Source organism: Roseateles noduli, from assembly GCF_050626985.1.
Taxonomy (GTDB): Bacteria; Pseudomonadota; Gammaproteobacteria; order Burkholderiales; family Burkholderiaceae_C; genus Roseateles; species Roseateles noduli_A.
This window is the reverse complement of record NZ_CP192463.1, coordinates 5,821,721-5,846,811: the sequence shown is the minus strand read 5'-3', so window position 1 is coordinate 5,846,811 and position 25,091 is coordinate 5,821,721. Positions and strand designations below refer to the sequence as shown.

Genomic DNA, 25,091 nt, shown 5'->3' with positions numbered 1-25,091 from the left:
ATGCCGCCCCCTTGCACGACGAATGGCGACGAGCGGGATCGACAGGATAGGGGGATCTGGCTACACGCCTTGTCACCATGATCCGGGTTTTCCCGCTGCGCCAGATCGTCCAGATTTCGGAAAGTGGTATCCAAGCGGTGGCAATAAAACTGGATTCTTCTAATACCAGTGAAGAGCCACCGACGACGCAATCCGCCGACTGGCCCCAACGCTGAGGCCTCCGGCGGCTTTGGTGCGGGCTCGGGACCCGCTTCGGTCTTACCTTGGAACCACTGCCATGACCGTCTCCGTCCGACGCCCCTCCTCCGCCACGTCCGCCCCGCTGCGGCTGATCGTCGCCCTCGGCGCCGCCGCACTCACCTTGCAGGCGGTCGCGCAGACCGCCGCGGCTTGGAAGCCCGACACCTACTACACCGCCGGCACCGTCGTCAGCTACAACGGCCAGCTCTACCGGGCCACGGTCAACCAGACCGACTACGCCAGCACCGGCTGGAACCCGACCAACGCATCGCTGTGGACCTTGGTCGGCCCCGCGAGCGGCCCGGCACCTTCGCCCGCTCCGTCGCCGGCGCCCACGCCGAGCCCGTCGCCCAGTCCCGCGCCCGCTCCCACGCCAGCCCCGTCCCCCGCCCCTGCGCCGCAGGGTGCATGGAATGCGGCAACGGCCTATTCGGGCGGCGCGATCGTCAGCTACCAGGGCGTGATCTACCGCGCCAACTGGTGGACGCAGGGCGACAACCCCGCGACGCGCAACGGCCCGGTCGGCACGGGCCAGCCGTGGACGATCTACAGCGGCACCACGCCGCCCGCCCCGTCACCGGCGCCGACGCCCGCGCCCTCTCCTGCACCGACGCCGGCACCCGGTCCCGCGCCCACGCCGGCCCCGTCGCCCGGCCCGGCGCCCGCGCCCGGCAAGCACCAGCTGATCGGCTACTGGCACAACTTCACCAACCCGGCCGGGCCGACCTTCCCGATCAGCGAGGTCTCCGCCGACTACGACGTGATCGTCGTCGCCTTCGCGGACGATGCGGGCAACGGCAGCATCGCCTTCAACCTCGACCCGAGCGCCGGCGGTGAGGCGCGCTTCATCGCGGACGTGGCGGCCGCGCGGTCCAAGGGCAAGAAGGTCGTGTTGTCATTCGGCGGCCAGAACGGCACGGTGACGCTCAACAACGCGGCGCAGGTGACCAACTTCGTCAACAGCGTCGAGGCCATCATGCGGCGCTACGGCTTCGACGGCATCGACATCGACCTGGAGAGCGGCGCCGGCGTCACCTCGGGCGCGCCGGTGCAGGCCAACCTGGTCAGCGCGGTCAAGCAATTGAAGGCGCGCATCGGCAGCGGCTTCTACCTGTCGATGGCGCCGGAGCATCCGTACGTCCAGGGAGGCTACGTCGCCTACAGCGGCATCTGGGGCGCCTACCTGCCGATCATCGACGGCCTGCGCGACGAGCTGAACGTGCTCCACGTCCAGTACTACAACAACGGCGCCGTCTACACGCCGTACGCGACGCAGGGCCTGGCCGAGGGCAGCGCCGACATGCTGGTGGCCACCAGCCGGATGCTGATCGAGGGATTCACGACCAACAACGGCACCGGGCCGTTCGTGTTCCGCGGGCTGCGGCCGGACCAGGTCGCGTTCGGGTTGCCGTCGGGTCCGTCGTCGGCCAACAGCGGCCAGGCGAGCGTCGCGACGATCACGGCGGCGCTCAACTGCCTGACGAAGCTGTCGCAATGCGGCGCGATCAAGCCGCCTCAGGCGTATCCGACGCTGCGCGGCGTGATGACGTGGTCGATCAACTGGGACCGCCACGACGGGCTGGGCTTCTCGCGCGGCGTGAGGTCGTCGCTCAACGCGCTGCCCTGAGCGCGGTCGACAGGAACGGGGCCGACCGGGAGGTCGGCCCTTCCGCCGCGTCGCTCAGTCCGGCCTCGCCATGAAGAACTTGTCGCCCAGTTCGAAGTAGTCGCCCGGCCCGCCGCCTCGCAGGATCAGCCCCGCGGCGGCGGTGTCGAACACCCCGTCCTTCAACAGGGCCGGCGAGATGTGCATCAGCAAGACCTGACCCAGGATCATCCAGGTGTCCACGGGCTCAGCGTCCATGGAGCTCAGCTGGATGATCTGCGACACCTTGCATTCGAAGGCGACGGGGCTCTCTCCGACACGTGGCGGCCCCACCTTCACGGACGCGACCTCGGTCAGTTTCCCCAGCTCGAATTCATTGACGCCGCGAGGGACCCGCGCACACGTCGCGTTCATGGCCTCGGCCAACTCGCGCGTGGCGAGATTCCAGACGAACTCGCCGGTCTCCTCGATGTTGCGCAACGAGTCCTTCCGGCCAATGCTGGAGAAGCCAATGATCGGCGGCGTGTAGTTCAACGCCGTGAAGAAGCTGTAGGGCGCCAGGTTCACGACACCAGCCTTGCTCTTCGTGGACATCCACCCGATGGGTCGAGGTCCGACGATGGCGTTGAACGGGTTGTGGGGAAGGTTCGGCGCGGTGGGGTCGTAGGTGTGCATGCGGTGAATGGACGGCGTTCGGACGGATGTCCATGCTCCATTCTGGCAAGGGCGATGTCGCGGGTCTGTGAAGGCGACCACCGCGACCCAAGCCTTTCACGATGACGCACCGGACCCCAAGGCAGAATCCAGACATACGGGGCGAGGCCGGCGTCAGGCCTGCCGGGAAGCCCATCTTGAGGAATGGAGCAGCATCAATGGCACTGACGAAGAAGGGCGAGTTCTGGTACGGGACCACGTCCGGCGACACCCAAGCCGAACTGCGCAGCTACAGCGTTGCGAATCGCCATGAGGCCGTCAGGTTTGCCTCGTCCAAATGCGATTGCGGATGCCGGACCTTCGCGCTGCAGACTGATGAAGAGGCCGGTGTGGCAATCCGCACCTGCACCGACTGCGGACAGGAACACCTGATGGGCGACAGTGAGGACTACGTTGAAGAAGCCTCGCCTGAGGCGCACGAGTGCGTGTGCGAGAACGAGGTGTTCGAGTTGGTGTCCGGCGTCTCCGTGTACGAAGGCACACATGACGTGCGCTGGTACTACATTGCTTGCCGCTGCGTGGAATGCAACCTGGTCGGTGTCTTCGCAGACTGGAAGTGCGAAGCAGGTGACGCAGCGGCATTCCTCGCCAAGGTCTGAGATGACGTCATCGATGGACTTGACTGCATCAATGCCCCCATGTCGCCTTCAACGTCGGAGCCGGTGGTGTCCAACATTGACCGGGGTACGACGACATGGGAAGTTTCCAACAAGCACGCATCGACGAGTCCGACAAGCCGCTGCGCTCGCGCCACCCGCTCGCGGGCTGCGATCAGCAGACGCTGATCCACCTGCAACACGACTGGGGCATGACCGAGCCGCAGATCTTCGGACCGCGACTCGGCTCCGATGCGATCTGCCTGCGCGCGGATCTGACGATGGGCTCGGCGCTGGCCAATCTGCGCGCACTGCTGGTGAGCGGCGCGTCGATGCTGTCCATGCTCGCCGACAACTGCGCGGAGGGCGATCCGGCCACCTGTGCTGCAAGTTGATGAGTAATGAACGCGGGGGGCAACTGCGACGGAATGCTGGCCTTCAAGGCAGCCCTCCCGATGAGGGTGACTTTGTTGACGCTGGCCACGGTAGAAAAACGTGTGAGTGCATGCGCCAATCGTACGACCATGAGCGCGATCTACCTGTGGATAAGGCAGTGGAGATTCGTTGGATAGCTGTGTATATGTCTTGCGCTTCAATCCTGTTTCTTAGATATCAATTGCTGTGGATAACTTGGCGTACGGGCGAGCATGGTGCCGTTGCCGGCTTAGTTTCCGATGTAGATCAGCCTTCGCCCAAGTCCATGCGCCACTGGCTGCTTTCCGGCCGCTCGATCGAACGCCCCGACGGCGGCACTCGACTTCCAGTTCAGGCGGAAAGGAAGCGGTCGCTGAACGCCGACCCGGAGCTGAGAGCGCTACGGCTGCAGCACCTCATTGAGCAGCCCTTCGAGTTGACGCTTGGCGTCCGGCCTCAATGGCTGCTTGACGGCGGACAGTGTGAGTACAGCGGGCGGAATCGATGGTCAGCAATCGCTGCAATGCCGCCGCAGCTTCAAACTGAAACGATGCCATCGTCGAACATGCGCTAGGACAACGCCGGCAACCGGATCTCCGTCAGCACCCACGACGCGAATCCCCGTCGCTGGAAGACCAGCCCGGTCCGGCGGTCCTCGGCCTGTCCCGCGCGGCGGGCGTAGAGGATGAAGGTATCGACGCCGGGGCGTTCCGTCGTCCAGATGGGTTCGCGCTTCGAGGGCGCCTTGCTGCCGTCGGGCTCACCCTCCTCGTCGACGGGCGTGTCGCCAGGCGTCTTCGCGCGCGACTCGCGCCGGGGCATCAGCTTGCCCTCCTGCATGATCCGCATGACGGCTTCCGGGCGCACGAACGCCTCCACCATGCGGTCGACCATCGCCGTCGCGAACAGCGAGCCCAGCGCCGCGCCGGCCTTGGCGATGTCGCTGCCAGATTCGGACCGCTCGGTCGCGCGAGCGCCGATAGCCGCCGACAACTGGCCCTTCAGGTTCTCACGCAGCAGCGGATAGTCGACGCGTTCGTTGAACGCCGTCGCATCGCCGGCCTTCGCGGCATTCCGCATCTGGTGGATGGCCAGCCACGGCGACCAGTACCAGTAGGCGGCGAGCGCCAGGACCGCCGCGATCAGCGCGGCCTTCGAAAACTTCCGAGCGGTGGGGGTCATCCCTTGCCTTGCGTTTGATGCACCGGAGCGGAGTGTAGAAAACTCGCGCCGGTGGCCGCGATTCTCGCGGCCACCTCGGCATCACGGCGTGGCAATGCCATCGCAGCAAGAGCCCCGTCACGATCTCCCGATCAGTAATCGATCCCCACCCGGATCCCGAAGGTCCGCGGATCGTTCCAGTAGCCGCGCACGAAACCGCCGCCGTCCTGCGCGGCGTTCTTCGTCATCTTGTTGGTCGCGTTCAGCACGTAGACCTCCGCATGCCAGTCCTTGGGCGCCTGCAGCCGCAGGCTCGCATCGACCTTGGCGAAGGCCTTCTGCCCGTCGGAGATGTGCGCGTTGTCCAGGTTGCGCAGCGTGAAGTACATCTTGTCCTGCCACTTCACGTTGACCCACGGCGTCAGCTCCCAACCCTCGCCGAAACGGAAGCTCTGCGAGAAGTTGATGCCGAAGCTGTACTTCGGCGACAACGGCAGGTGGTTGCCGGTGATGTCGTAGATCTGCCGGCCGGCGTTCTCGCGGATCGGACCGGTGTAGGGGTCAGGACATGCCGGCGCGCCCATCTCGACGCGCGTGCCGCAGTTCCAGCTGTCGCTGAAGGACGGGTAGTCCTTCATCCTGCTGTTGATGTAGCTGAAGAAGGCGCCGAGTCGCGCACCCGCCCACGGCTTGTAGTCGACCTCCAGCTCCAGCCCGGGGATGTCGACGACGCCGACGTTCACCGTCTGCCATTTGGTGACGATGTCGCAGGTCGGGTTCTCGTCGGGGCACGGCCCCACCTGCTTGACCCTCGAGGCGAAGAAGTCGCCCGTGACCTGCATGTCCTTGTAGCGGCTGTAGAAGAAGGTCGCCGACAGGCTCAGCCGCTTGTCCAGCATCAGGCCCTTGTAGCCGAGCTCGAAGTTGGTGACGGTCTCCGGCCTGTACGGGAAGAAGGTGTACTGCGGACCCGCCGGTCCGTCGATGCACTCCTTGCCGCCGCACTTGTCGTCCTTGTCGCCGAAGCCGCCCGCCTTGTAGCCCGACGACAGCGAGGTGTAGACCATGTCCAGCGGCGTCAGCTGCTTGCGCAGGCCGAGGCGGTAGGTGAATTTCTTCCAGCTCTCGCTGTGGTCGTTGCCCGCGGGCTCGCCCCACAGGCCGTAGGCGCCGGGACCGGCGAAGGGGCCCATCTGCTCGGTCAGGTCGCGGCCGTTGTGCGGGCGGAAGCCCGGCGTGCCGGGCGTGCCCGGATCGAAGAGGCCGTTGTAGTACGCCGGCGTCGAGCCGTCCCAGCCGCCGTAGACGCGGCCGCCCTTGTCGGTCTTCTTGTCGAAGCTGATGCGGCCGCCCACCGTCGCCGTCCAGGTCGGCATGAAGGTCCAGTCGGCCTGCGCGAACAGCGCCTTCGCGTCGATCTGGCGATCGGGCTGCTGGTAGTACTGGCTGGTCGGGAAGCCGTACGGCGCGGTGATCAGCTGCTCCTGCGCATAGTCGATCGCGTTCTTCTCATGCATCCAGAACAGGCCGGTGACCAGCTGCACGTTGTCGGTGTGATGCTTGAACTGCAGCTCGTGCACCTGCGACTTGTACGTGGAGCCCAGCGTCAGCGAGGTGTCGTCACGCAGCGGCCAGGTGCCCCAGTCACCGTCCGGTCCGACCGGCCAGGTCGCCGTGACCTGCCGCGACAGCGGGTAGTAGCCGCCGTCGTCGTCCGACTGCTGCGAGCGCTTCTGCGTCGCGTAGGCGAAGCCGTACTCGATGCTCGACTGGTCGTTGAGCCGCCAGTTCAGGTTGGAGCGCACGGTGTCGATGGACATGTCCGTCTTGCCGGGCACGTTGACCTTCACGTCCCACTTGCCGCCGGGGCAGGCGAAGTCGGTGCCCGCGGCCATGTCGCAGTCCTTCATCGCGATCTCGCCGGCGCCCTTGTTCTGGAACTTCTCGTAGGCCACCAGCCATTCGAGGTCGCTGGAGAGCTTCACGCGGCCGGCGATGCGGGCCGCCCACTCGTCGCGGTTGTAGTAGTACTTGCTGCGCGGCACCTTGACGTTGCGGCGCTGGTCGACGTCGGGGATGCCGTCGGCGACGAAGCCGTGCTCGGGCATGTCGATGTCGGTGAAATCCTGCTGCTGGTTGATCCAGCCGTCGCGCTTGATCTTGCTGACGGTGGCGCGCAGCGCGATCGTGTCGTTGACGGCGATGTTCTGCACCAGGTTGAGCTGGCGCTTGCGGTAGTTGCCGAGGTCCAGCTCCGCCGTGCCGTAGGTCGCGCCGAACTCGGGCTTGGCCGGGATGATGTTGATGCTGCCGCCGGTGGAGTTGCGACCGAACAGCGTGCCCTGCGGGCCGCGCAGCACTTCCACCTGTTCCAGGTCGAACATCAGCGCCAGCGCGCCCTGCGGCCGCGGCGAGTACAGGCCGCCCACGTGCAGGCCCACGGCCGGGTCGCCGACCTCGGTGAAGTTGGTCGAGCCCACGCCGCGGATGTTGATCTGCACGCCCGAATCGGCGCCCTGCGAGATCTGCAGGTTCGGCACCTTGCCGGAGAGGCCGCGCACGTCGTGGATGCCTTCGCGGGTCAGCGCGTCCTGGGAGAGCGCCGTCACCGCCACGGGCGTCTGCAGCAGGCTGGATTTCACGCGCGTGGCGTTGACGGTGATCACCGGCAGCTCGTTCCTCTCCTTGTCCTTGATCTCGCGGCTGTCCGCCTTGCTCTCGGCCTTGCTGTCGGCCGTCGGCTCGGCGGACGGGGACGTCTGCGCCTGCGCGAAGGCCGTGGCGGCCAGCAGGCTCACGGCGGCGGCCGTGGCGGTGGTGGGGAATGCCGCGCGGACTGCGGCTCGGAGTGCGGGGCGGAAGGCGGGGCGGAAGGCGGGACGGAAGGCGGCTCGATCGGGTCTCATCACTGGGATCTCCATGGGTCTGGCAGGCAGCCGTCGCCCCGGCGACGGGGCCGTGACGCGGGCTGGATGGGGGGCAGAGGGAGGAAGCGGCAGTCGGCGTCAGCGTTCGGGGCTGGGCTTGAACCGGGACAGCAGGCGGGACAGCGGAACGACGTCGTTGGTCACGAGCGGCCGCGCCCAGGCGCTCACCCCCAGGATGTAGAGGAGCGTGAGGAAAACGGTGGACATCGCGGCGCGCAGGCCGATGGCGTCGCCGAGCCCGCCGACCAGCAGCGGCACGACCGCGCCGCCGAGGATGCCGGTGCAGAGCACGCCGGAGAACGCGCCATGGTGGTGGGGCACCGAGTTCAGGCCCAGCGAGAACACCACCGAGAACATCACGGACAGGAAGAAGCCCGAGGCCGGGAAGGCGATCTGCGCGACGTGGGCGGAACCGAAGAGCGCAAGCGCCACGCTGCCGATGGCCAGCATCGTGAAGCCGGCCAGTACGACGCGGGAGTCGAGCAGCTTCAACAGGCCGAGGCCCAGCAGGCAACCCAGCGACATCAGCCCCCAGAAGCCAGCGACCGCGTCGGCGCCGTCGGTGGTGGCGGACACGCCGTGATAGGTCGAGAGGAACTGCGACATCCAGTTGGCCAGCGTCTGCTCGGTGCCGACGTAGGCCATGATGCCCAGGAAGAAGAGGCGGACATCGCGCCGCGCGAGCAGCTCGCGATAGGCGGCCCAGCCGCCGGCGCGTTCGTCGTCCTTGAGCTGGACCTCGGGCAGCGGCAGCGTCTGGTTCGCGACGATCAGCGCGATGAAGCCGACGACGAAGATCCAGTAGAACGGCACCCACGCGAGGCCCTTGGCGGCATCGGGACGCTCCATCAGCAGCTGGAAAGCCATCGGGCTCAGGAACGAGGCCAGGCCGAAGACGAGTTGCCCCATCACCGAGAAGAAGGCGAAGTGGGACTCGCCGCCGGCCGTGCGCATCAGCGGATTGATCACGACCTGCAGCAGCGCCATGCCGAGGCCGATCACGAAGAGCCCGCCGATCGCGGTCGCATAGCTCGGCCACAGCGCGATCGCCAGCGATCCGCCCGCGTTCAGCACGAAGGCCGCGAGGAGGGTGAAGCGCGAGCCGCGGCGCTCCACCAGCAGACCGCCCGGGATCGACACCAGGCCGTAGGCGAGGAAGAACGAGAACGGCAGGAAGCCCGCCAGGCCCAGGCTCAGGTGGAAGTCCTGGATGATGATCGGCATCAAGGGCCCGATCAGGTTGGTGACGAAGGAGATCACGAACCAGATGACCAGGATGTAGCCGACGATCAGCGCGCGGTGCTTCATGGCGGGTCCTCAGGCGAGAACTTGGGAGGGAACGCAGCCGGCGAACTCGCCGGCGCGGATGGTCGTGCGCGGGAAGCGCGACAGGATGGCCCCGGCGGTGCGGCAGCCCGCGGCCAGGCCCTCGGCGACGTCGCCGCCCCGCAGGCGCGCGGCCAGGTAGCCGGCGTTGAACGCATCGCCGGCGCCGATGGTGTCGAAGATGTCGGCGGGCTCGGTGATGCGCTGGACGCGCTGGCCGCCCTCGACGCCCAGCGCGCCGCGGGCGCCGACCTTGACGATCAGGCTCGCGCCGGGCTTCAGCGCGCGGCCGATCAAGGTCAGCGCCTCATCGAGGTCCGCGGTTCCGGCGATGCTCTGCGCCTCGAGCTCGTTGATGAGCAGGTGATCGCAGTGCGGCAGCCAGGTCATCACCTCGTCCCGGTCCCAGCCTTCGGGCGGCCAGCCGGTGTCCAGCGCGACGCGGTAGCCGCGGCGTGCGGCCTCGGCCATCAGGCCGGCGTAGCGGGGCCGCAGGCCGGTGAGCAGGAAGGGCGCGGTGAACAGCGCGATCGCCGGCGCCGTCTCCGGCATCTCCGGCGTCTCCGTCGGCTGCAGGTGCCCGAGCACATGCTCGGCCGACAGGCGCTGCAGGTGACCGTGGGTGGTGAAGAAGTTGCGCTCGCCGCAGGTGTGCATCAGGCCGACCGAGACGGTGGTCCCGATGTCGCAGATCTCCAGGCTGGTCTCGATGCCGGCGAGCTGCTCCGCCAGCCATTGACCGAAGTGGTCGTTGCCGACGGCGGAAATCAGGTGCGCGCGCTGTCCGATGTGACGCGCGGCCAGCGCGGCATTGGCGCCGGAGCCGCCGGGGCGCAGCTCGCTGCGCGGCATCAGGAGTTCGGTCCCGACTTGCGGCCACCCGGTCAGGCTGCCCAGCACCAGGTCGACGCCGACGTCGCCGACGATGCTGAGCGGGGGATGCGAAAGAGGTCGTGCCGTGTCCATGGGCGCCGACTGTAGGAGCACTCAGAACACAGCGTCAATAATTAAATCCATTGGATTTAAGTAATCAAGGGAATCCCCCAACGGGCTTTACCCTGTCCCTGCACCGCGCGTCCTGCTCCGCGCGTCACCCCCATCGGTGCCCTGATCTCCCCCCGCGCGTCCTACCCACGCTTGGGCATCGGTGCCCGGTGCCCCAGCAGTTCGGCCACGTCGGCCTCGCCGCGGCGGTCCTGCTGCAAGGTCTCCAGGCGCGGCGACAGCATCTCGTAGATCGGCAGCACGGCGGCGCCGAGGATGGAACTGTCGTCCTGCCGGTCCGACAGCAGCAGGCGGTTCTCCGGCGTCGCGACGCCGCCGCGCACCGAGCGGTGCCAGGGCTGCGCCAGGCCGACCAGATGCTCCACCAGCACCTTGGGCGCCGAGCCGCCGATGACGATCGAGTGCGGGTCCAGCATGTTCTCGATCATGCAGACCGCGTCGCGCAGCCGGTCCGCGGCCTGGCGGCACCACTGGTGCAGCGCCTTGTCCTTCGGATCCTTCAGCCGCTTGGCCAGATCGAGCGTCCAGACGTCGTGGTCGGACACCTTCAGCGCCTCCGCCAGCGAGTGCATGGAGACGTATCGCTCCAGGCAGCCGCGGTTGCCGCAATAGCACGGCGTGCCGCCGGGCACGATGGGCACGTGGCCGATCTCGGTGGCGTTGCCGTTCGAACCGGGATACGCGGCGCGGCCGATCACCAGTGCGCCGCCCAGGCCCAAGCCCAGGTGCAGATAGAAGAAGTTGTCCAGGTTGCGGGCGACGCCGAAGAGCGTCTCGCCCAGCGCGCCGGCCACGCTGTCGATCCGGTAGAAGACGGAGAGGCCGGTGACCTCGCCGAGTTCGTCCAGCACGGACAGGTCGTTCCACCCCTCCAGCGCCGTCGGACCGACGAAGCTGATGTCGGTGTGGCCCAGCGGCCCCGGCAGCGCGACGCCGATGCCCCAGAGCGGCTCGGTCGATTCGCGCCGCAGCTGCGCGACCAGCTGCAGCATCGCGGCCAGCATCTGGCGGCGATCGCTGGTGTCCATGTCCACCTCGCAGCGGCTGCGGATGTCGCCGACCAGGTTCACCAGCGCGGCCGAGGCGCGGCCCGGCTCCAGGCTGATCCCGATCGCGTTGCCCGCCTGCGGGTTCAGCTCGAACGCGATCGGCGGCTGGCCGCGCGACTTGTCGACCTTCTGCCGCCTCGAGACGATCAGGCCGATGGCCTCCAGGTCGTTGGTGATGTTGGCCACCGTCTGGGGGCTCAGCGACACCATGTCGGCGATGTCCTTGCGCGACGCCGCGCCGTGCTGCCGGATGAAGTCCAGCACGACACGGCGGTTGTAGGGCGCGCTCGACTGTTGGGTGGCACCTCGACTGGTGGTTCTCATGCTGGCGGGTGGTCCTTCGGGTATCCCCCATTCTGACCCAGCTTCACGACGGCGGCAGGCGCCTGGTCGACAAATGAATTTACACATCCAGTGGTTTTATTTATTGCGCACAAGAAATGTTCCGCCTACATTCGCCGCCCATGGGCTGCAGCGACCCACGCCCCCGAGCGCAGGACCGGCTTGGCGAGAGTGGTGGGCAGCAGTCCTCGGGATCCCTTGTCCCGTGGCGCAGGCCACGCCCCCCTACCCCCGTGTTTTCGGAGGCAACCACCATGCAATCTCGTTCCCCCAGCGTCCGCCGCATCGGCGTGCAAGCGGTGCTCACCGTCCTGGCTCTCGTCTGCGGCGCCTCGGCGGCCGTCGCAGCCGGCAAGCCCAAGGCAGCGGCCCAGACGAACGGCCAACCCAGCGTCTACGTGCAGGACGGCTGGGTCTACACCAACACCTTCACGGCCACCGGCCAGCCGCTGGTGACGGCCACCAAGGCCGCGGCGGCGGCGGGCGTCATCCCCGTCGGCGATTCGCGCGTCTACGGCAAGGTCTTCGACAAGGGCCGCAAGCTGACGGTCAACCAGTGGCAGGCCGTGCTCAGCATGGACGCCTATCCGGAGAACGGCACCACCAACTATCAAGACCCGGAACCCTGGCGCTACTGCGAGGTCGACTACGAGGCCTCCGAAGGCATCTCCGACTACCGCGGCGACACGCTCGGCCCGGTGGGCGTGACGACGGTCGGCGACTTCCCGGACTACTTCAAGAACGCCTACGCGCCCTATGTGCTGGGCAAGACCGGCGCGACCAACACGGACATGAAGAACTGGGGCGTCCAGGTCACCGGCATCGCGGCCGCGGACATGAAGGCGGACGACTCGCGCCTGGATCCGTATCCGAACCTGGCCCGCTCCAACTCGAAGAAGCGGGCGGCGCTGACCAAGATCTGCCAGGCGCTGCAGTCGGACTTCGACAACCGCCAGGACAAGTACGTGATGAGCCATTACGCCCACATCGACAGCGACAAGCTGCTGCCGGTGCTGGACGCGCTGAAGAAGCTGGGCTTCACCAGCTTCGGCCAGTACAACCTGGTCGGCCTGGCCTTCCAGGTGCAGGTGAACACGGGATCCATCGGCAGCATCTCGGCGTTCTCCTCGGTGAAGTCGGCCGGCAACTGCGGCAGCATGTCCAACGAGACCTGCTTCGCCACCTACCTGACGGACCAGTACATCCGCTGGCTGAAGTCCTCGAGCCTGGGCGACGATGCGGGCAACTGCTGGCGCGCCAGCATGGCGCTGGACATCTACAAGCAGGACCCGACGATGGGCAACGTCAACGTGGTGACCAGCATCATCAACAGCAAGTACCCGAACAACTCGGGCAAGTGCCCGACCTCGGGCGTGAAGTGGTCCAAGAACATGGCCTGGAACTGATCTTCCGCGCTTGAGTCGAAGCGGCGGCGCGTCCCGGTGGCGCGCCGTCGCTGTCGCCACCCCCTCCCCTCTCTCTCGACCATCGACCTCATGAAGACAGTCACCACTGGCCGCAGGATCTCCTCGACCCGACGTTCCGCCCTCGCGCTGGGCGCGGCCCTCGCGACCCTGTCGGTCGTGCCGGCCGTCCTTCATGCGCAGCCGGAGGAACGCAAGACCACCGTCTCGGTCACGCTGCCGGCCGATCCGCTGCTGGTGCAGCTGAACCAGGTCGCGCTGGAACGGACCGGCCCCAAGCGCGGGGTCGTCGAGTCGACCGGCGCGGCGCAGACGGGCCGCTACCGCGTGCTCTCCGGCGGCAAGACCGTCGCCGAGGGCGAGCTCAAGCCGCTGCCGGATTTCTCCGCCTGGGGCGCGGGCAGGCGCTACTTCGAGGCGGACTTCTCCGCCGTGCAGACGCCAGGCGTCTACCGCATCGAGGCGACGCTCGACGGCAAGCGCGTGACGTCCGCGCCGGTGCGGGTGCGCGATCAGGCGCTGTTCTCGATCACCGCGGACAAGCTGCTCGACTACTTCCACCGCAGCCGTCACACCGGCAAGGGCGACCGACGCATCCGCATCTTCGAGACCGATCGCTTCGTCGACGTCCGCGGCGGATGGAAGGATGCCGGCGGCGATACCGGCAAGTACCTGTCGCACCTCGGCTACGCGAATTTCTTCAACCCGCAGCAGACGTCGATGGCGGCCTGGGCGCTGGCCTACACGGCGGATTCGTCGGCGGACCTGTACCGCCGCGCGGGGCTGCTCAAACGCGCGCAGGACGAAGCCTTCTGGGGCGCGGACTACCTGCACCGCATCCTCGATGCCGAGGGCTATTTCTACACGACGGTCTTCGACAAATGGGGCGCGGCAGGCGCCGAGCGCATGGTCGTCGGCTACGAAGGCGATGACGGGCGCTACACCAAGCTCTACCGCTCGGCCTACCGCGCCGGCGGCGGCATGGCGATCGCCGCGCTGGCGCGGGCCTCGCTGCTGGCGACGCGGTCGGGCCGCCACGGCAGCTTCGACGGGAAGACCTACCTCGCCGACGCGGTGAAGGCCTTCGACCACCTGCAGCAGTTCAACGCGCAGTACACCGCCAACGGCGTCGAGAACATCATCGACGACTACACCGCGTTGATGGCCGCGGTGGAGTTGTTCAACGCGACGAAGGAAGCGCGCTTCCTCGACGCGGCACGCACGCGCGCCGACAGCCTGATGCGACGCCAGGCGGTCGACGGCAGTTTCATCAGCGATGGCGGCACGCGGCCCTACTACCACGCGGTCGAAGCCGGCCTGCCGGCGCTGAGCCTGGGCCACTACCTCGACATCGAGACCGACGACGCCCGACGCACCCGCGCCACCACGACGATCAAGTCAGCGCTGCAGCACGAGGTCGACATCACGCGGCGCGTGTCCAATCCCTTCGGCTATGCGCGGCAGTCGTTCCAGCTCGCGAAGGACGGCAAGGCGGAAGGCCCGGTGCTGGAAGGCTTCTTCATCCCGCACAGGAACGAGACCGGCTACTGGTGGCAGGGCGAGAGCGCGCGACTGCTGTCGTTGAGCACCGCGATGGCGGTGGCGGGTCGCAAGGTCTCCCCGGCCCTGCCCGCCGACTGGGCCGCCTTCGCGCAGGACCAGGTCGACTGGACGCTGGGCCGCAACCCCTACGGCATCTCGATGCTCTACGGCTTCGGCAAGCGCAACCCGCCGACGGTGGCGTCGAGCGCGGGCGACATGTTCGCCGGCGGCATCTCCAATGGCATCACCGGCGCGGTCGGCAGCGACACCGGCGAAGGCATCGCCTTCGGCCCCGGTCCCGACGACGAGCAATGGCGCTGGGTGGAGCAGTGGATTCCGCATACGACGTGGATGCTGCTGGCGGCGACATCGATGGCGCGCCAACCTGGGTCGCCCTAGGTCCCCAGGTCCGTCCTGGCCCTCCGCACTCCGCACTCCGCACTCCGCACTCCGCACTCCGCACTCCGCGCTCCGTAGCCCGCGCTTCGCAGCTCGTGCGCCTCAAACCGCGATGGCCGACGCGCGGCGAGCCGTCGCCATCGGCCCTCTCCGTGCTAACCCCTGCGGCCCTGCTCGCGAGCGAATCAGGCGACGGCGCTAACATCCGCCGATGGGCACGGAACAGCAGTACATCGACGCGATCGGCCGCATGGCCGTCGTGCCGACCATCCTCGACGCCATGGCGCGTCTCACCGGGATGCGTTTCACCGCCGTCGCCCGCGTGACCGACACCACCTGGACGGCGTGCGCCGTACGCGACGAGATCGCCTTCGGGCTCAAGCCCGGGGACGAGCTCCAGCTCGTCACGACGATCTGCAACGAGATCCGCCAGCACGGACGCCCCGTCGTCTTCGGCAGCGCCAGCACGGACGATCGCTTCCGCGAGCACCCGACGCCCCGGATGTACGGCTTCGAGAGCTACGTCTCGATCCCGATCTTCCGCGCCGACGATTCGTTCTTCGGCACGCTCTGCGCCATCGACCCGCAGCCGGCCAAGCTCGACGATCCCGCGCTGCATCAGACGCTGGAGCTGTTCGCCAAGCTCATCGGCACGCAGCTCGACGCGCAGGACCTGGACGAGCAGCGCCGGACAGCCCTCGCCGCCGCCGCCGATGCGCGCGAACTGCTCGAATGGGAGAACCAGCGCATCACCGCGCTGTTGAATGAACGCGACCAGGTGGAACGCGTCATCACGCGCGAGCTGAACGACACGCGGCGGCTCCGGGACGTCGCCGCGCGCCTGATCGGCACCGACGGCGGCTCGGCCCTGTATGGCGAGATCCTCGAAGCGGCCATCGAGATCCTCGATGGCGATGCCGGCACCATCCAGCTGCTGGACGAGCGCTCCCAGACCCTGAGCTTCCTGGCCACCCGCGGCTTTCCGCCGACGATGGTGGCGCACTTCGCCGAGGTCGATGCGTCGTCGGGCTCGCCGTGCGGCATCGCGCTCGCGACCGGCGCGCGGTCGTTCGTGCGCTTCGACGATCCGGCCTTGCCGGACCCGGATGGCTCCAACCGGCTGCATCTGTCGGCCGGCGTGCGAAGCGCGCAATCCACGCCGCTCGTCAGCCGGTCGGGTCGTCCGATCGGCATGTTCTCCACGCACTGGAGCGAGCCGCGCGAGCTCACCGAACGCGAGCTCCGTTTCCTCGACCTGCTGGGCCGTCAGGCCGCCGACCTGATCGAGCGCAACCAGGTGCAGGAAGCCCTGCTGGCAAGCGAGCGGGAGCTGCGCGAGGAAGCCCGCCGCAAGGACGAGTTCATCGCGGTGCTGGCGCACGAACTGCGCAATCCGCTGGCGCCGATCCGCAGCGGCATCGAGGTGCTCAAGCGCGCCAACGGCGACGCCCGGCTGATCGATCGCGTCCGGCCGATGATGGAGCGGCAGATCGTCCAGGTGGTCCACCTCATCGACGACCTGCTGGACGTCTCGCGGATCCGGTCCGGCAAGGTGCAGCTCAAGCGCGAATGGGTGAGCCTGCGATCGCTGGTGGAGAGCGCGCTCGAGGCGCATCGCGGCCAGATCACGGCAGGCGGCATCGAGCTGTTGGTGGACCTGGATGATCCGGAACGCCAGCTCGACGTCGATCCGACGCGGCTGTCGCAGGTCATCTCGAACGTGCTCCACAACGCGGTGAAGTTCACCGCCGCGGGCGGCCGGATCGCGATCCGCGCCAGCTTGCAGCCGGCCGCGTCCGGACCCGGCATGGAGCAGGTGCTCCGCATCCAGGACTCCGGGGTCGGCATCGCCGCGGAGATGCTGCCCAACATCTTCGACCTGTTCACGCAGGCGCGTTCCGACAGCTCGCGACATGGCGGGATGGGCATCGGGCTCGCGCTGTCGCGCAGCCTGATGGAACTGCACGGCGGTGCCATCGAGGCCAGCAGCACGGGCGCCGGCCACGGCAGCGAATTCGTCATCCGCCTGCCCGTGAGTACGCCCGCCGCGCCGCCGCCGGCTCCGGGACGCGAGGACGAGGACCTCGACCTGGCCGGCCTCCGCGTGCTGGTGGTCGACGACAACCAGGATGCCGCCGACGGTGTCGCGATGCTGCTGACGATGAGCGGCGGCGAGGTCCGCGTGGCCTACGACGCCACCCGCATCGTGGACGACGTGCGGGCGTTCGATCCGGGGCTGGTGCTGCTGGACATCGGCCTGCCGGGCGTCGACGGCTATCAGGCCTGCCGGCACGTCCGCGAGAAGATCGGCCCCGCCGTGCACATCGTGGCCCTGACCGGGTGGGGGCAGGAAGAGGACCAGCGCCGCGCGAAGGCCGCGGGCTTCGATGCGCACCTCACCAAACCCGTGGACCTGGCGAGCCTGGCGCTGATTGCCTCCAGGGCCTCGAAGGCGTCGAGCGCTTCGAGGGCCTCGACCACGGCGCTCAGAGCAGACTGACCCCCGGCAGCGTCAGCAGCGAGGTCTCGCGCATGATGCTCACGAAGTCGCCCAGGTAGGGCTTGCTGGCCAGCGAGGTGGTGCTCACCGCATAGAGCCGGCCGGTCAGGCCCGCCTCGCCGATGCGCTGCTGCACGACGTAGCCGCGGGCGAGGTAGCTCTCGACGGCCCACAGCGGCAGCGCGGCCAGCCCGCGGCCGCTGGCCACCAGTTGCAGCATCGCGACCGTCAGCTCGCTGGTGCGACGCGGCGGCGTCACGCCGGCGGGCTTCAGCACGCGGCGCACGAGGTCCAGCATCTCGTCCGGCACCGGGTAGGTGATCAGCGTGTGGTCGGCGAAGTCCGCCGCCTCCAGCCACGGCTTGCCGAGCAAGACATGACCCTTGGGCAGCAGGGCGACGATCTCGAACTCGAAGAGCGGGTGCACGACCACCGCCGCCTCGTCCGCATCCACCTCCGACACGATGGCCACTTCCGCGCGGTCCTGATGCAGCAGCCCCACGGGGTCCGCGTGGAAGCCGGACACGATGTCCAGTTCCACCTCCGGCCAGCGGCTGCGGAAGGCGTCCATCGCCGGCATCAGCCAGTCGAAGCAGGTGTGGCACTCCACCGCGATCCGCAGCTGGCCCGCGGCACCGGCGGCCAGGCGGCGCAGGTCGCGGTCGGCCTCCTCCACCTGCGGCAGCACCAGCTCGGCCAGGCGCAGCAGGCGTTGGCCCGCCACGCTGAACTGCACGGGCTGGCTCTTGCGCTCGAACAGCACTGCCTCGTAGTGGTCCTCCAGCCCCTTGAGCTGATGCGACAGCGCCGACTGCGTGAGGTTGAGCAACTGCGCAGCGCGCGACACGTTCCCGGCCTCCCGCACCGCCAGCAGCGTGCGGAGGTGTCTCAGTTCCAAGGGCAGGTTCATGAATGAAATTGTTGATCGACTGAAAAACGTTTCGTTTGAATCATAACGAGCGAGCCGGGATCATCTGCAGCGAGATTCAACCCAGTGACGCTTCAGATGATCAGGATTCATGACCCCGTGCGGTGGCCTCGTCAGGCGACACAGGCCGTGCCCACCACCGCGGCCGCAGCCCTACCCACCATCGCAGCCGCAGCCGTCGAGCAGGCTCCCCCAGCGCCTGCGTCGCGCGCTGCCGTGTGGCGGGCGCAGCAGGCCAAGGGCCGGGACTTCGTGACGGTGGGCGCGCGGCCTGGCGTCGATGCGGTGACGCAGATGCTGTCGCTGGTCGGCGCCCCCTCTGCGGAGTTCGACGGCGGCACGACTTTCCAACTGGACGCCAGCGCGCTGCTGGCCGAGATCGACGAAGCCATCGCACTCCCCGCGAGCCCCTGCGTGGCGCTGCTCGGGCCGGTGAGCCTGCTGTTCCTCGGGACGAACGGGGAAGACGGATTCGACCGCCTCGGCCTCCTGGACCGACTGCTCCCTGTCTATGAAGCGCTGCTGACGAAGCTCGCGGCGCGCGGCGTGACCTGGGTGCAGATCGACGAGCCGATGCTCGCTGAAGCGCTTCAACCGGCGTGGCAGGACGCGCTGCGGCGCGCCTACGCGCGGCTGCTCGGCGTCGATCAGCATCTGATGCTCACGACGGGCGCCGCGCTGCTGCCGGGCAACCTGGCGCTTGCCTGCGAACTGCCGGTGGCCGGTTTGCACATCAACGCACCGATCGATTCCGATGAGTTGAAGGAAGCAGCGCAGCGACTGCCGCGCGAGCGGGAGCTGTCCGTGAGCATCGCCCGCTCGGGCCGGGCGAGCGTGGTCGCGAGCGCGGACAAGAACGCGACCGCTGGCAAGGGCGCGGACGCGCTCGCCAGCAGAAGTGCCGATGCCGATGCCGATGCCGACGCCAATGCTGATGCCGACGTCAGCGCGCGCACGCTCGCCTCATTGCGCGCCTTGCGTCAGCTGCGCGGCGGCCGGGTCTGGCTGGCCGGCGAGCTGGAGTGGAACGCCCGCGAGGGCGCTGGCGCCCCCGATGAACTGGTCGCCCTGCAGCGCGCGCTGTGGCGCGACGATGCGGCGCTGGCGCTCACGGCGCCGTCAGCAGCTGCTGCACGCTCGAGAAGTCCAGGCCTCCCCGCCCAGCGCGGCTGTTGAGCGCATAGAGATTGCGCGCGAGCTCGCCGAGCGGCACGGCCGCGCCGACCTGCAGCGCGGCCTCGACCGCCAGGCCGAGGTCCTTGAGCATCAGGTCGCTGCCGAAGCCGCCGCTGTAGCCGCGCGACGCGGGCGCATCGGGCTTCACGCCGGGCCAGGGGTTGCAGACCTCGGTGGCCCAGCTGCGTCCGGTGCTGACGGCCATCATCGCGGACAGCGCCTGCGGATCCAGTCCGTGGGACACGCCGAGCGCCAGCGCCTCGCCGGTCACCGCCATGATCACGCCGAGCGCCATGTTGTTGCACAGCTTGGCCACCTGGCCGGCGCCCGAGGCGCCCATGTGAAAGATGTTCCGCCCCATCGCGGCGAGCACCGGTCGAGCGCGTTCCAGCGCGGCCGCCTCGCCGCCGACGATGAAGGTCAGCGTGCCCGCCGCCGCGCCCGCGGTCCCGCCGGACACCGGCGCATCGATCATGGCCAGGCCACGCGCCCGCGCGGCTTCGGCGACGCGCTGCGCGCTCGCCGGGGCGATGGTGCTGCAGTCGATCACCAAGGCGCCGGTGGCGATGCGGGCGATCAGGCCGTCGTCGCCGAGGAACAGCGACTCGACGTGCCTGCTGGCCGGCAGCATCGAGATCACCACCGACGCGCCCTCCACGGCCGCGGCCGCCGAAGGGGCGACGGCGACACCCGCTGCGCGCGCGGCGGTCAGGGCGACTTCGCTCAGATCGAAAGCCGCGACCGGGTAGCCGTTCTTCACGAGGTTCGCCGCCATCGGTCCGCCCATGTGGCCGAGGCCGATGAAGGCGATGCGTTCAGCGGTCGTCGCGTTGCTCATGGTCTTGTCTCCTTTGTCGTTGAATGACCGGATCGTTCAGCGCAGATCGGCGAGCGGGTGGGGGCCGGTGAAGCGCGGCGCGAGCAACGCGTCCAGATGCGCCTCGCCACCGTCGTCCTGCGAGCTACCTTGCCAACGCGGCGTCTTGTCCTTGTCGATCAGCAGCGCGCGCACGCCTTCGGCGAAGTCGGGGAATACGCAGCAACCGACCGAGGCCTGGTACTCCAGCCGGAACACTTCCGCCAACGACGCTTGCCGCAGGCGGCGCTGCAAGGCGATGGCCAGCGCGGCGGATGTCGGAGATCCTTTCTGGAACGTCGCCCCGGCGGTCGCCAGCCACGCGTCGCCATCACAGGCGAGCGAGCGCAGTCGCGGCGCGATCGTCGCCAGCGTGTCGTGCGGACCGATCAACGCATCGATGCGATCGCGATGCGGCGCCAGCTGGCTCGGCGCCAGCTCAGCGGCAGGCAGCGCGCGCAGCAGGTCGTCGAGCCGCTCGTCATCAGCTGCGCGTTCACCGTCCCAGCGCGCATGCGCGATGGATTCGAGCAACGCGCCATGGTCCTCCACGCGCGCGGCACGATCGGCCAGGCCGGCCCACAACGCGTCCGCCGCATTGAGCGGCGCCCCGGTGAGCGCGAGGAACAGGCCCGTGCGCCCCGGCAGCCGCGACAGGAACCAACTTCCGCCCACATCCGGATAGAGGCCCAGCGTGATCTCCGGCATGGCCAGCCTGCTGCGCGGCGTCACCACGCGATGCGAGGTGCCCGCCATCAGACCGATGCCGCCGCCCATGACGATGCCGTGTCCCCAGACGAGCAGCGGCTTCGGATAGCGATGGATCGTATGGTCGAGGCGGTACTCGCGCTCGAAGAACTCGGCGGCATCGCGCGGCACCTTGCCGGGTCCGGCCGCGCGCATCGCGCGGTAGAGACTGACCACGTCGCCGCCGGCGCAGAAGGCCTTCTCGCTGTTGCCGTCGAGGATCACGCCGGCCACCTGCGGGTCGTCGGCCCACGCGCTCAGCTGCGCTTGGAGCAGGTCGACCATCGGCAAGGTCAGCGCGTTGAGGCTGCCCGGTGCGTTCAGCGTCGCGTGGCCGAAACGATGGCCCGACGCAGTCACCACCGCGCGGAACAGCACCGGCGCCTCGCTGTGTTCGCCCGGACGCTGGCGCGGGTCCTGGATGGCGTCCTGGTGTCGGTCCCGGCCGGCGTTCTTGACAGTGTTCTCGGAGACGGTCATCGGGCCTCCTCAGGCATTGCGCCACTGAGGGCTGCGCTTGCCCAGGAAAGCCTGCACGCCTTCGCGCTGGTCGTCGGTCTCGAAGAGGCCGATGAAGGCCTCGCGCTCGGCCGCGAGTTGCGATTGCGGCGGCGCGGTGCGCGCGCCCTGGATCAGTCGCTTGCACGCGGTCACGCTGGTGGGGCTCTGCGCCTGCACGCGTTCGGCCCACTGGAGCGCCTTCGCCAGCGCCCCGCCCTTCGGCGCGAGCTCGTCCGCCAGGCCGATGCGCAACGCGGTCTCCGCGTCGACACGCTCGCCCAGCAGCACCATGCGCTTGGCCCAGCTTTCGCCGATGGTCCAGCTCAGCCATTGGGTGCCGCCGGCGCAGGGCAGCAGGCCGACGGTCGCCTCGGGCAGCGCCATCACCGCATGCGACTCGACGATGCGCAGGTCGCAGGCCAACGCGCACTCCAGGCCGCCGCCCATCGCGTAGCCGTTGATCGCCGCGATGCTGACGCCGCGGAATCCGGACAACGCTTCGAAGGCCTCGCCGAAGCGGCGCGCCATCGTCGCGGCGACGGCCTTGTCGCCGTCGGCGAACAGCTTCAGGTCGGCGCCGGCGCTGAAGAACTTCTCGCCGTCGCCGGTGATGACCAGCGCGTAGATCTCGCGGTCGCGGTTGAGCTCGCCGACCAGCCGCGTCAGCGCGGCGAGGCTGTCCGCCGTCCACGTGTGGGCGGGCGGATTCGTCAGCGTGACGATGGCCGTGTGGCCGCGGCGCTCCAGGCGCAGGCCGGCGTAGGCGGCGTTGATGTCGAGGGATTCAGTCATCGTGGTCTCCGGTTTCGGGTTGTCTGTTCTGCTTCAGCGGATCGCTTCCGGCGCCTGGTCCTGTAACATCCGGCGCGCGACGATGACGCGCATGATTTCGTTGGTGCCTTCGAGGATCTGATGCACGCGCGCATCGCGCAGGTAGCGCTCCAGCGGGTACTCGCGGATGTAGCCGTAGCCGCCGTGGATCTGCAGCGCCTCGTTGCAGACGCTGAAGCCGATATCCGTCGCCAGCCGCTTGGCCATCGCGCAGTACACCTGCGCATCGGGCGATTTCGCATCGAGCTTGGATGCAGCGAGCCGCACCATCTGCCGCGCGGACACGAGCTCCGTCGCCATGTCGGCGAGCTTGAACTGCAGCACCTGCATGTCCGCGAGCGCGCGGCCGAACTGGTGTCGCTCGTGCATGTAGCGCTGCGCCGCGGCCAGTGCGCCCTGCGCCGCGCCGACCGAGCAGGTCGCGATGTTGATGCGCCCGCCGTCCAGCCCCTGCATCGCGATGCGGAAGCCTTGCCCTTCCTCGCCCAGCAGATGCTCCGCCGGCACGCGCACGCCGTCGAACGCGATGGCGCGGGTGGGCTGGCTGTTCCAGCCCATCTTCTCTTCCTTGCGGCCGTACTGGATCCCGGGCGAATCGCCTTCCACCAGGAACGCGGAGATGCCATCCGCACCCGCACCACCGGTGCGCGCCATCACCACCAGCACGTCGGTCGCGCCGGCGCCGGAGATGAAGGCCTTGTTGCCGTCGATCACGTAGGCATCGCCATCGCGGCGCGCGGTCGTGCGCAGCGACGCCGCGTCGGAGCCCGATCCCGGTTCGGTCAGGCAGTACGACGCGAGCTTCACGCCGCTGCACAACGCGGGACCGAATCGACGCACGATCGCTTCCGCCGCATAAGTGCTCACCATCCACGCCGCCATGTTGTGGATGCTGAGGAAGGCCGTCGTCGATGGGCAGGCGGCGGCCAGCTCTTCCAGCACGATCGTCGCGTCCAGCCGCGGCAGCCCGAGTCCGCCGCTCGCCACCGGCGCATACAACCCGCAGAAGCCGAGTTCGCCCGCATGGCGCAGCGTGTCGCGCGGGAAGAACGACTGCGCGTCCCAGCCGGCCGCATGCGGCGCCATCTCGTCGCGGGCGAAGTCGCGCGCCGCCTGCTGGAAGGCGCGTTGCTGCTCGTCGAGCTCGAAGTCCATCAGGCGCTCACCGGCTCACTGGAGGCTGATCGTCGTGTTGACGCCGCCGGTGGAGGCGTCGTCGAACCAGCGCGCGGTGACGGTCTTCGTCTGCGTGTAGAAGAGGACGACCTGCTTGCCATAAGGCCCGAGGTCGCCGAGCTTGGACGCGCGCGATCCGGTGAACGAGAACAGCGGCACCGGCACGGGGATGGGCACGTTGATGCCGACCTGGCCGATGTCGATCTCGTCCTCGAAGCGGCGCGCCGCCGCGCCCGACTGCGTGAACAGCGCGGTGCCGTTGCCGTTGGGATTCGCGTTGATCATCGCGATCGCGTCGTCGAGCGTCGCGGCTTCGGCGACGCACAGCACCGGGCCGAAGACCTCCTGCTCGTAGATCGTCATGCCGGGCTTCACGCCGCTGAAGATCGTCGGGCCGACGAAGTTGCCTTCCTTCAACTGGCCGCTGAGCGGCGGCAGGCGGCCGTCGAGCGCCAGCGTCGCGCCGTCCTCGATGCCGCGGGCGATGAGGCTTTCCACCCGATCACGCGCCGCGCAGGAGATCAGCGGCCCGACATCGGTCGTCGCCGAATCACCGGCGCCGACACTCAGCCCCTGGGCCTTGGCGATGAGGTCCGGCAGCCACTCGCGCGCGGCGCCGACCAGCACCGCGACCGACACGGCCATGCACCGCTGCCCCGCCGCGCCGAAGGCGGCGCCCACCAGTGCGTTGAGCGTCTGCTCCTTGTGCGCATCGGGCAGCACGACGGCGTGGTTCTTCGCGCCCATCATGCATTGCACGCGCTTGCCGGCCTTCGTCGCGCGGTCGTGGACCAGCGTGCCGACGCGCGTCGACCCGACGAAGGAGATGGCGCGGATGTCGGCGTGATCGCACAGCGCGTTGACGACGTCCTCGCCGCCATGCACGACGTTGAGCACGCCCTTGGGGATGCCGGCCTCGAGCGCCAGTTCCACGAGCCGCATCGTGACCATCGGGTCCTGCTCGGACGGCTTCAGCACGAAGGTGTTGCCGCAGGCGATCGCCATCGGGAACATCCACAGCGGGATCATCGCGGGGAAGTTGAACGGCGTGATGCCGGCGCACACGCCCAGCGGCTGCAGCAGGGTGTAGGTGTCGACGCCGCCGGCGACGTTGTGGGCGCGCTCGCCCATCTGCAGCGAGCCGATGTTGGCCGCGTGCTCGACGACCTCCAGCCCGCGGAACACGTCGCCTTCGGCATCGGCGAGGGTCTTGCCCTGCTCGGCGGTCAGCGTCGCGGCCAGCGACTTGATGTTGTCGCGGATCAGTTGCTGGTACTTCAGGAAGATGCGTGCGCGCTGCCCGATGGGCACCTTGCGCCAGGTCTTGAAGGCGTCCTGCGCGGCGGCGATGGCGGCCTCGACTTCATCGGGTGTGGCCATCGGCACGCGGGCCAGGCGTTGCTGCGTCGCGGGGTTGATCACGTCGCGCCACTCGGTGCTGCGCGACTGGACGAATTCGCCGTTGATCAACAACGGAATACGGGGCAAGTCTTCGCGGCTCATGCACGGTTTCCAAGCGTTCGATGCCATCGTGGCGACCCGTTCTGCGGCGCACTCGACGGTGGGTTGAATTTCACAGAGAATCTATCCACACACTTTGCAAGACGCCAGTTCTTCCTCTTGTGATGCGG

Annotated in this window: 20 protein-coding genes; 8 read left to right on the top strand and 12 right to left on the bottom strand. The window is 68.5% G+C overall.

Annotated features, from left to right (window positions below; all coding sequences use genetic code 11):
* Positions 1-277: 277 nt before the first annotated feature.
* Positions 278-1,867 (top strand): chitinase, encoded by a 1,590-nt coding sequence (locus ACQ4L4_RS25515; RefSeq protein WP_431101583.1) that lies wholly within the window; start codon positions 278-280, stop codon positions 1,865-1,867.
* Positions 1,868-1,921: 54 nt separating this feature from the next.
* Here the strand turns inward: ACQ4L4_RS25515 and ACQ4L4_RS25510 are convergent, their stop codons facing one another.
* The gene (locus ACQ4L4_RS25510) at positions 1,922-2,521 is read right to left on the bottom strand and encodes a flavin reductase family protein (protein WP_431101582.1); all 600 of its coding nucleotides are present in this window, start codon (positions 2,519-2,521) and stop codon (positions 1,922-1,924) included.
* A gap of 197 nt (positions 2,522-2,718) precedes the next feature.
* Between ACQ4L4_RS25510 and ACQ4L4_RS25505 the strand changes: the two genes are divergently transcribed.
* The 3 genes from ACQ4L4_RS25505 (at position 2,719) to ACQ4L4_RS25495 (ending at position 4,144) form a co-directional block, all read left to right on the top strand.
* Entirely contained in the window at positions 2,719-3,159 is a 441-nt protein-coding gene (locus tag ACQ4L4_RS25505; protein WP_431101581.1) for a hypothetical protein, read from the top strand.
* Between the two features lie 95 nt (positions 3,160-3,254).
* The gene (locus tag ACQ4L4_RS25500) at positions 3,255-3,551 is read left to right on the top strand and encodes a hypothetical protein (protein ID WP_431101580.1); all 297 of its coding nucleotides are present in this window, start codon (positions 3,255-3,257) and stop codon (positions 3,549-3,551) included.
* A gap of 110 nt (positions 3,552-3,661) precedes the next feature.
* The gene (locus tag ACQ4L4_RS25495; RefSeq protein ID WP_431101579.1) at positions 3,662-4,144 is read left to right on the top strand and encodes a hypothetical protein; all 483 of its coding nucleotides are present in this window, start codon (positions 3,662-3,664) and stop codon (positions 4,142-4,144) included.
* On the opposite strand, the gene ACQ4L4_RS25490 is transcribed toward ACQ4L4_RS25495, so the two are convergent.
* The 5 genes from ACQ4L4_RS25490 to ACQ4L4_RS25470 form a co-directional block, all read right to left on the bottom strand.
* Entirely contained in the window at positions 4,141-4,752 is a 612-nt protein-coding gene (locus tag ACQ4L4_RS25490; RefSeq protein ID WP_377157822.1) for a DUF2939 domain-containing protein, read from the bottom strand. The two genes, ACQ4L4_RS25495 and ACQ4L4_RS25490, sit on opposite strands and share 4 nt — an antisense overlap.
* 131 nt (positions 4,753-4,883) lie before the next feature.
* Entirely contained in the window at positions 4,884-7,637 is a 2,754-nt protein-coding gene (locus ACQ4L4_RS25485; protein WP_431101578.1) for a TonB-dependent receptor, read from the bottom strand.
* Between the two features lie 99 nt (positions 7,638-7,736).
* Positions 7,737-8,966 (bottom strand): MFS transporter, encoded by a 1,230-nt coding sequence (locus tag ACQ4L4_RS25480; RefSeq protein ID WP_431101577.1) that lies wholly within the window; start codon positions 8,964-8,966, stop codon positions 7,737-7,739.
* A 9-nt stretch (positions 8,967-8,975) separates the two neighbouring features.
* Complete coding sequence (locus tag ACQ4L4_RS25475; RefSeq protein ID WP_431101576.1) at positions 8,976-9,950, bottom strand: carbohydrate kinase family protein; 975 nt, start codon at positions 9,948-9,950, stop codon at positions 8,976-8,978.
* Positions 9,951-10,111: 161 nt separating this feature from the next.
* On the bottom strand, positions 10,112-11,362 hold the full coding sequence (locus ACQ4L4_RS25470; protein ID WP_377157826.1) for an ROK family transcriptional regulator: 1,251 nt from the start codon (positions 11,360-11,362) through the stop codon (positions 10,112-10,114).
* A 272-nt stretch (positions 11,363-11,634) separates the two neighbouring features.
* On the opposite strand from ACQ4L4_RS25470, the gene ACQ4L4_RS25465 reads away from it, so the two are divergent.
* From ACQ4L4_RS25465 to ACQ4L4_RS25455, 3 genes are all read left to right on the top strand, one after another.
* On the top strand, positions 11,635-12,786 hold the full coding sequence (locus ACQ4L4_RS25465) for a hypothetical protein (RefSeq protein WP_431101575.1): 1,152 nt from the start codon (positions 11,635-11,637) through the stop codon (positions 12,784-12,786).
* 90 nt (positions 12,787-12,876) lie between these two features.
* On the top strand, positions 12,877-14,745 hold the full coding sequence (locus ACQ4L4_RS25460; protein ID WP_431101574.1) for a glycoside hydrolase family 9 protein: 1,869 nt from the start codon (positions 12,877-12,879) through the stop codon (positions 14,743-14,745).
* Positions 14,746-14,956: 211 nt separating this feature from the next.
* Entirely contained in the window at positions 14,957-17,245 is a 2,289-nt protein-coding gene (locus ACQ4L4_RS25455; protein ID WP_431101573.1) for a GAF domain-containing protein, read from the top strand.
* Here ACQ4L4_RS25455 and ACQ4L4_RS25450 read toward each other — a convergent pair.
* Complete coding sequence (locus ACQ4L4_RS25450; RefSeq protein ID WP_431101572.1) at positions 17,232-18,155, bottom strand: LysR substrate-binding domain-containing protein; 924 nt, start codon at positions 18,153-18,155, stop codon at positions 17,232-17,234. The genes ACQ4L4_RS25455 and ACQ4L4_RS25450 overlap by 14 nt on opposite strands.
* A gap of 147 nt (positions 18,156-18,302) precedes the next feature.
* On the opposite strand from ACQ4L4_RS25450, the gene ACQ4L4_RS25445 reads away from it, so the two are divergent.
* Positions 18,303-19,349 (top strand): hypothetical protein, encoded by a 1,047-nt coding sequence (locus ACQ4L4_RS25445; protein WP_431101571.1) that lies wholly within the window; start codon positions 18,303-18,305, stop codon positions 19,347-19,349.
* Here ACQ4L4_RS25445 and mmsB read toward each other — a convergent pair.
* The 5 genes from mmsB to ACQ4L4_RS25420 are packed head-to-tail and all read right to left on the bottom strand — an operon-like array spanning position 19,282 to position 24,963.
* Entirely contained in the window at positions 19,282-20,187 is a 906-nt protein-coding gene (gene mmsB / locus ACQ4L4_RS25440; RefSeq protein ID WP_431101570.1) for a 3-hydroxyisobutyrate dehydrogenase, read from the bottom strand. The two genes, ACQ4L4_RS25445 and mmsB, sit on opposite strands and share 68 nt — an antisense overlap.
* Positions 20,188-20,223: 36 nt before the next feature.
* The gene (locus tag ACQ4L4_RS25435) at positions 20,224-21,432 is read right to left on the bottom strand and encodes an enoyl-CoA hydratase/isomerase family protein (protein ID WP_431101569.1); all 1,209 of its coding nucleotides are present in this window, start codon (positions 21,430-21,432) and stop codon (positions 20,224-20,226) included.
* Positions 21,433-21,441: 9 nt separating this feature from the next.
* On the bottom strand, positions 21,442-22,245 hold the full coding sequence (locus ACQ4L4_RS25430) for an enoyl-CoA hydratase (RefSeq protein WP_431101568.1): 804 nt from the start codon (positions 22,243-22,245) through the stop codon (positions 21,442-21,444).
* A gap of 33 nt (positions 22,246-22,278) precedes the next feature.
* A complete protein-coding gene (locus tag ACQ4L4_RS25425) occupies positions 22,279-23,439 on the bottom strand; it encodes an acyl-CoA dehydrogenase family protein (RefSeq protein ID WP_431101567.1) in 1,161 nt (386 codons plus the stop codon).
* A gap of 15 nt (positions 23,440-23,454) precedes the next feature.
* A complete protein-coding gene (locus ACQ4L4_RS25420; protein ID WP_431101566.1) occupies positions 23,455-24,963 on the bottom strand; it encodes a CoA-acylating methylmalonate-semialdehyde dehydrogenase in 1,509 nt (502 codons plus the stop codon).
* Between the last annotated feature and the right edge of the window lie 128 nt (positions 24,964-25,091).

Excerpts from the sequence above, each read along its gene's own strand:
- ACQ4L4_RS25515 (WP_431101583.1), top strand. The coding sequence starts at position 278 with ATGACCGTCTCCGTCCGACGCCCCTCCTCCGCCACGTCCGCCCCGCTG.
- ACQ4L4_RS25510 (WP_431101582.1), bottom strand. The coding sequence starts at position 2,521 with ATGCACACCTACGACCCCACCGCGCCGAACCTTCCCCACAACCCGTTC.
- ACQ4L4_RS25505 (WP_431101581.1), top strand. The coding sequence starts at position 2,719 with ATGGCACTGACGAAGAAGGGCGAGTTCTGGTACGGGACCACGTCCGGC.
- ACQ4L4_RS25500 (WP_431101580.1), top strand. The coding sequence starts at position 3,255 with ATGGGAAGTTTCCAACAAGCACGCATCGACGAGTCCGACAAGCCGCTG.
- ACQ4L4_RS25495 (WP_431101579.1), top strand. The coding sequence starts at position 3,662 with ATGCGCCAATCGTACGACCATGAGCGCGATCTACCTGTGGATAAGGCA.
- ACQ4L4_RS25490 (WP_377157822.1), bottom strand. The coding sequence starts at position 4,752 with ATGACCCCCACCGCTCGGAAGTTTTCGAAGGCCGCGCTGATCGCGGCG.
- ACQ4L4_RS25485 (WP_431101578.1), bottom strand. The coding sequence starts at position 7,637 with ATGAGACCCGATCGAGCCGCCTTCCGTCCCGCCTTCCGCCCCGCCTTC.
- ACQ4L4_RS25480 (WP_431101577.1), bottom strand. The coding sequence starts at position 8,966 with ATGAAGCACCGCGCGCTGATCGTCGGCTACATCCTGGTCATCTGGTTC.
- ACQ4L4_RS25475 (WP_431101576.1), bottom strand. The coding sequence starts at position 9,950 with ATGGACACGGCACGACCTCTTTCGCATCCCCCGCTCAGCATCGTCGGC.
- ACQ4L4_RS25470 (WP_377157826.1), bottom strand. The coding sequence starts at position 11,362 with ATGAGAACCACCAGTCGAGGTGCCACCCAACAGTCGAGCGCGCCCTAC.
- ACQ4L4_RS25465 (WP_431101575.1), top strand. The coding sequence starts at position 11,635 with ATGCAATCTCGTTCCCCCAGCGTCCGCCGCATCGGCGTGCAAGCGGTG.
- ACQ4L4_RS25460 (WP_431101574.1), top strand. The coding sequence starts at position 12,877 with ATGAAGACAGTCACCACTGGCCGCAGGATCTCCTCGACCCGACGTTCC.
- ACQ4L4_RS25455 (WP_431101573.1), top strand. The coding sequence starts at position 14,957 with ATGGGCACGGAACAGCAGTACATCGACGCGATCGGCCGCATGGCCGTC.
- ACQ4L4_RS25450 (WP_431101572.1), bottom strand. The coding sequence starts at position 18,155 with ATGAACCTGCCCTTGGAACTGAGACACCTCCGCACGCTGCTGGCGGTG.
- mmsB (WP_431101570.1), bottom strand. The coding sequence starts at position 20,187 with ATGAGCAACGCGACGACCGCTGAACGCATCGCCTTCATCGGCCTCGGC.
- ACQ4L4_RS25435 (WP_431101569.1), bottom strand. The coding sequence starts at position 21,432 with ATGACCGTCTCCGAGAACACTGTCAAGAACGCCGGCCGGGACCGACAC.
- ACQ4L4_RS25430 (WP_431101568.1), bottom strand. The coding sequence starts at position 22,245 with ATGACTGAATCCCTCGACATCAACGCCGCCTACGCCGGCCTGCGCCTG.
- ACQ4L4_RS25425 (WP_431101567.1), bottom strand. The coding sequence starts at position 23,439 with ATGGACTTCGAGCTCGACGAGCAGCAACGCGCCTTCCAGCAGGCGGCG.
- ACQ4L4_RS25420 (WP_431101566.1), bottom strand. The coding sequence starts at position 24,963 with ATGAGCCGCGAAGACTTGCCCCGTATTCCGTTGTTGATCAACGGCGAA.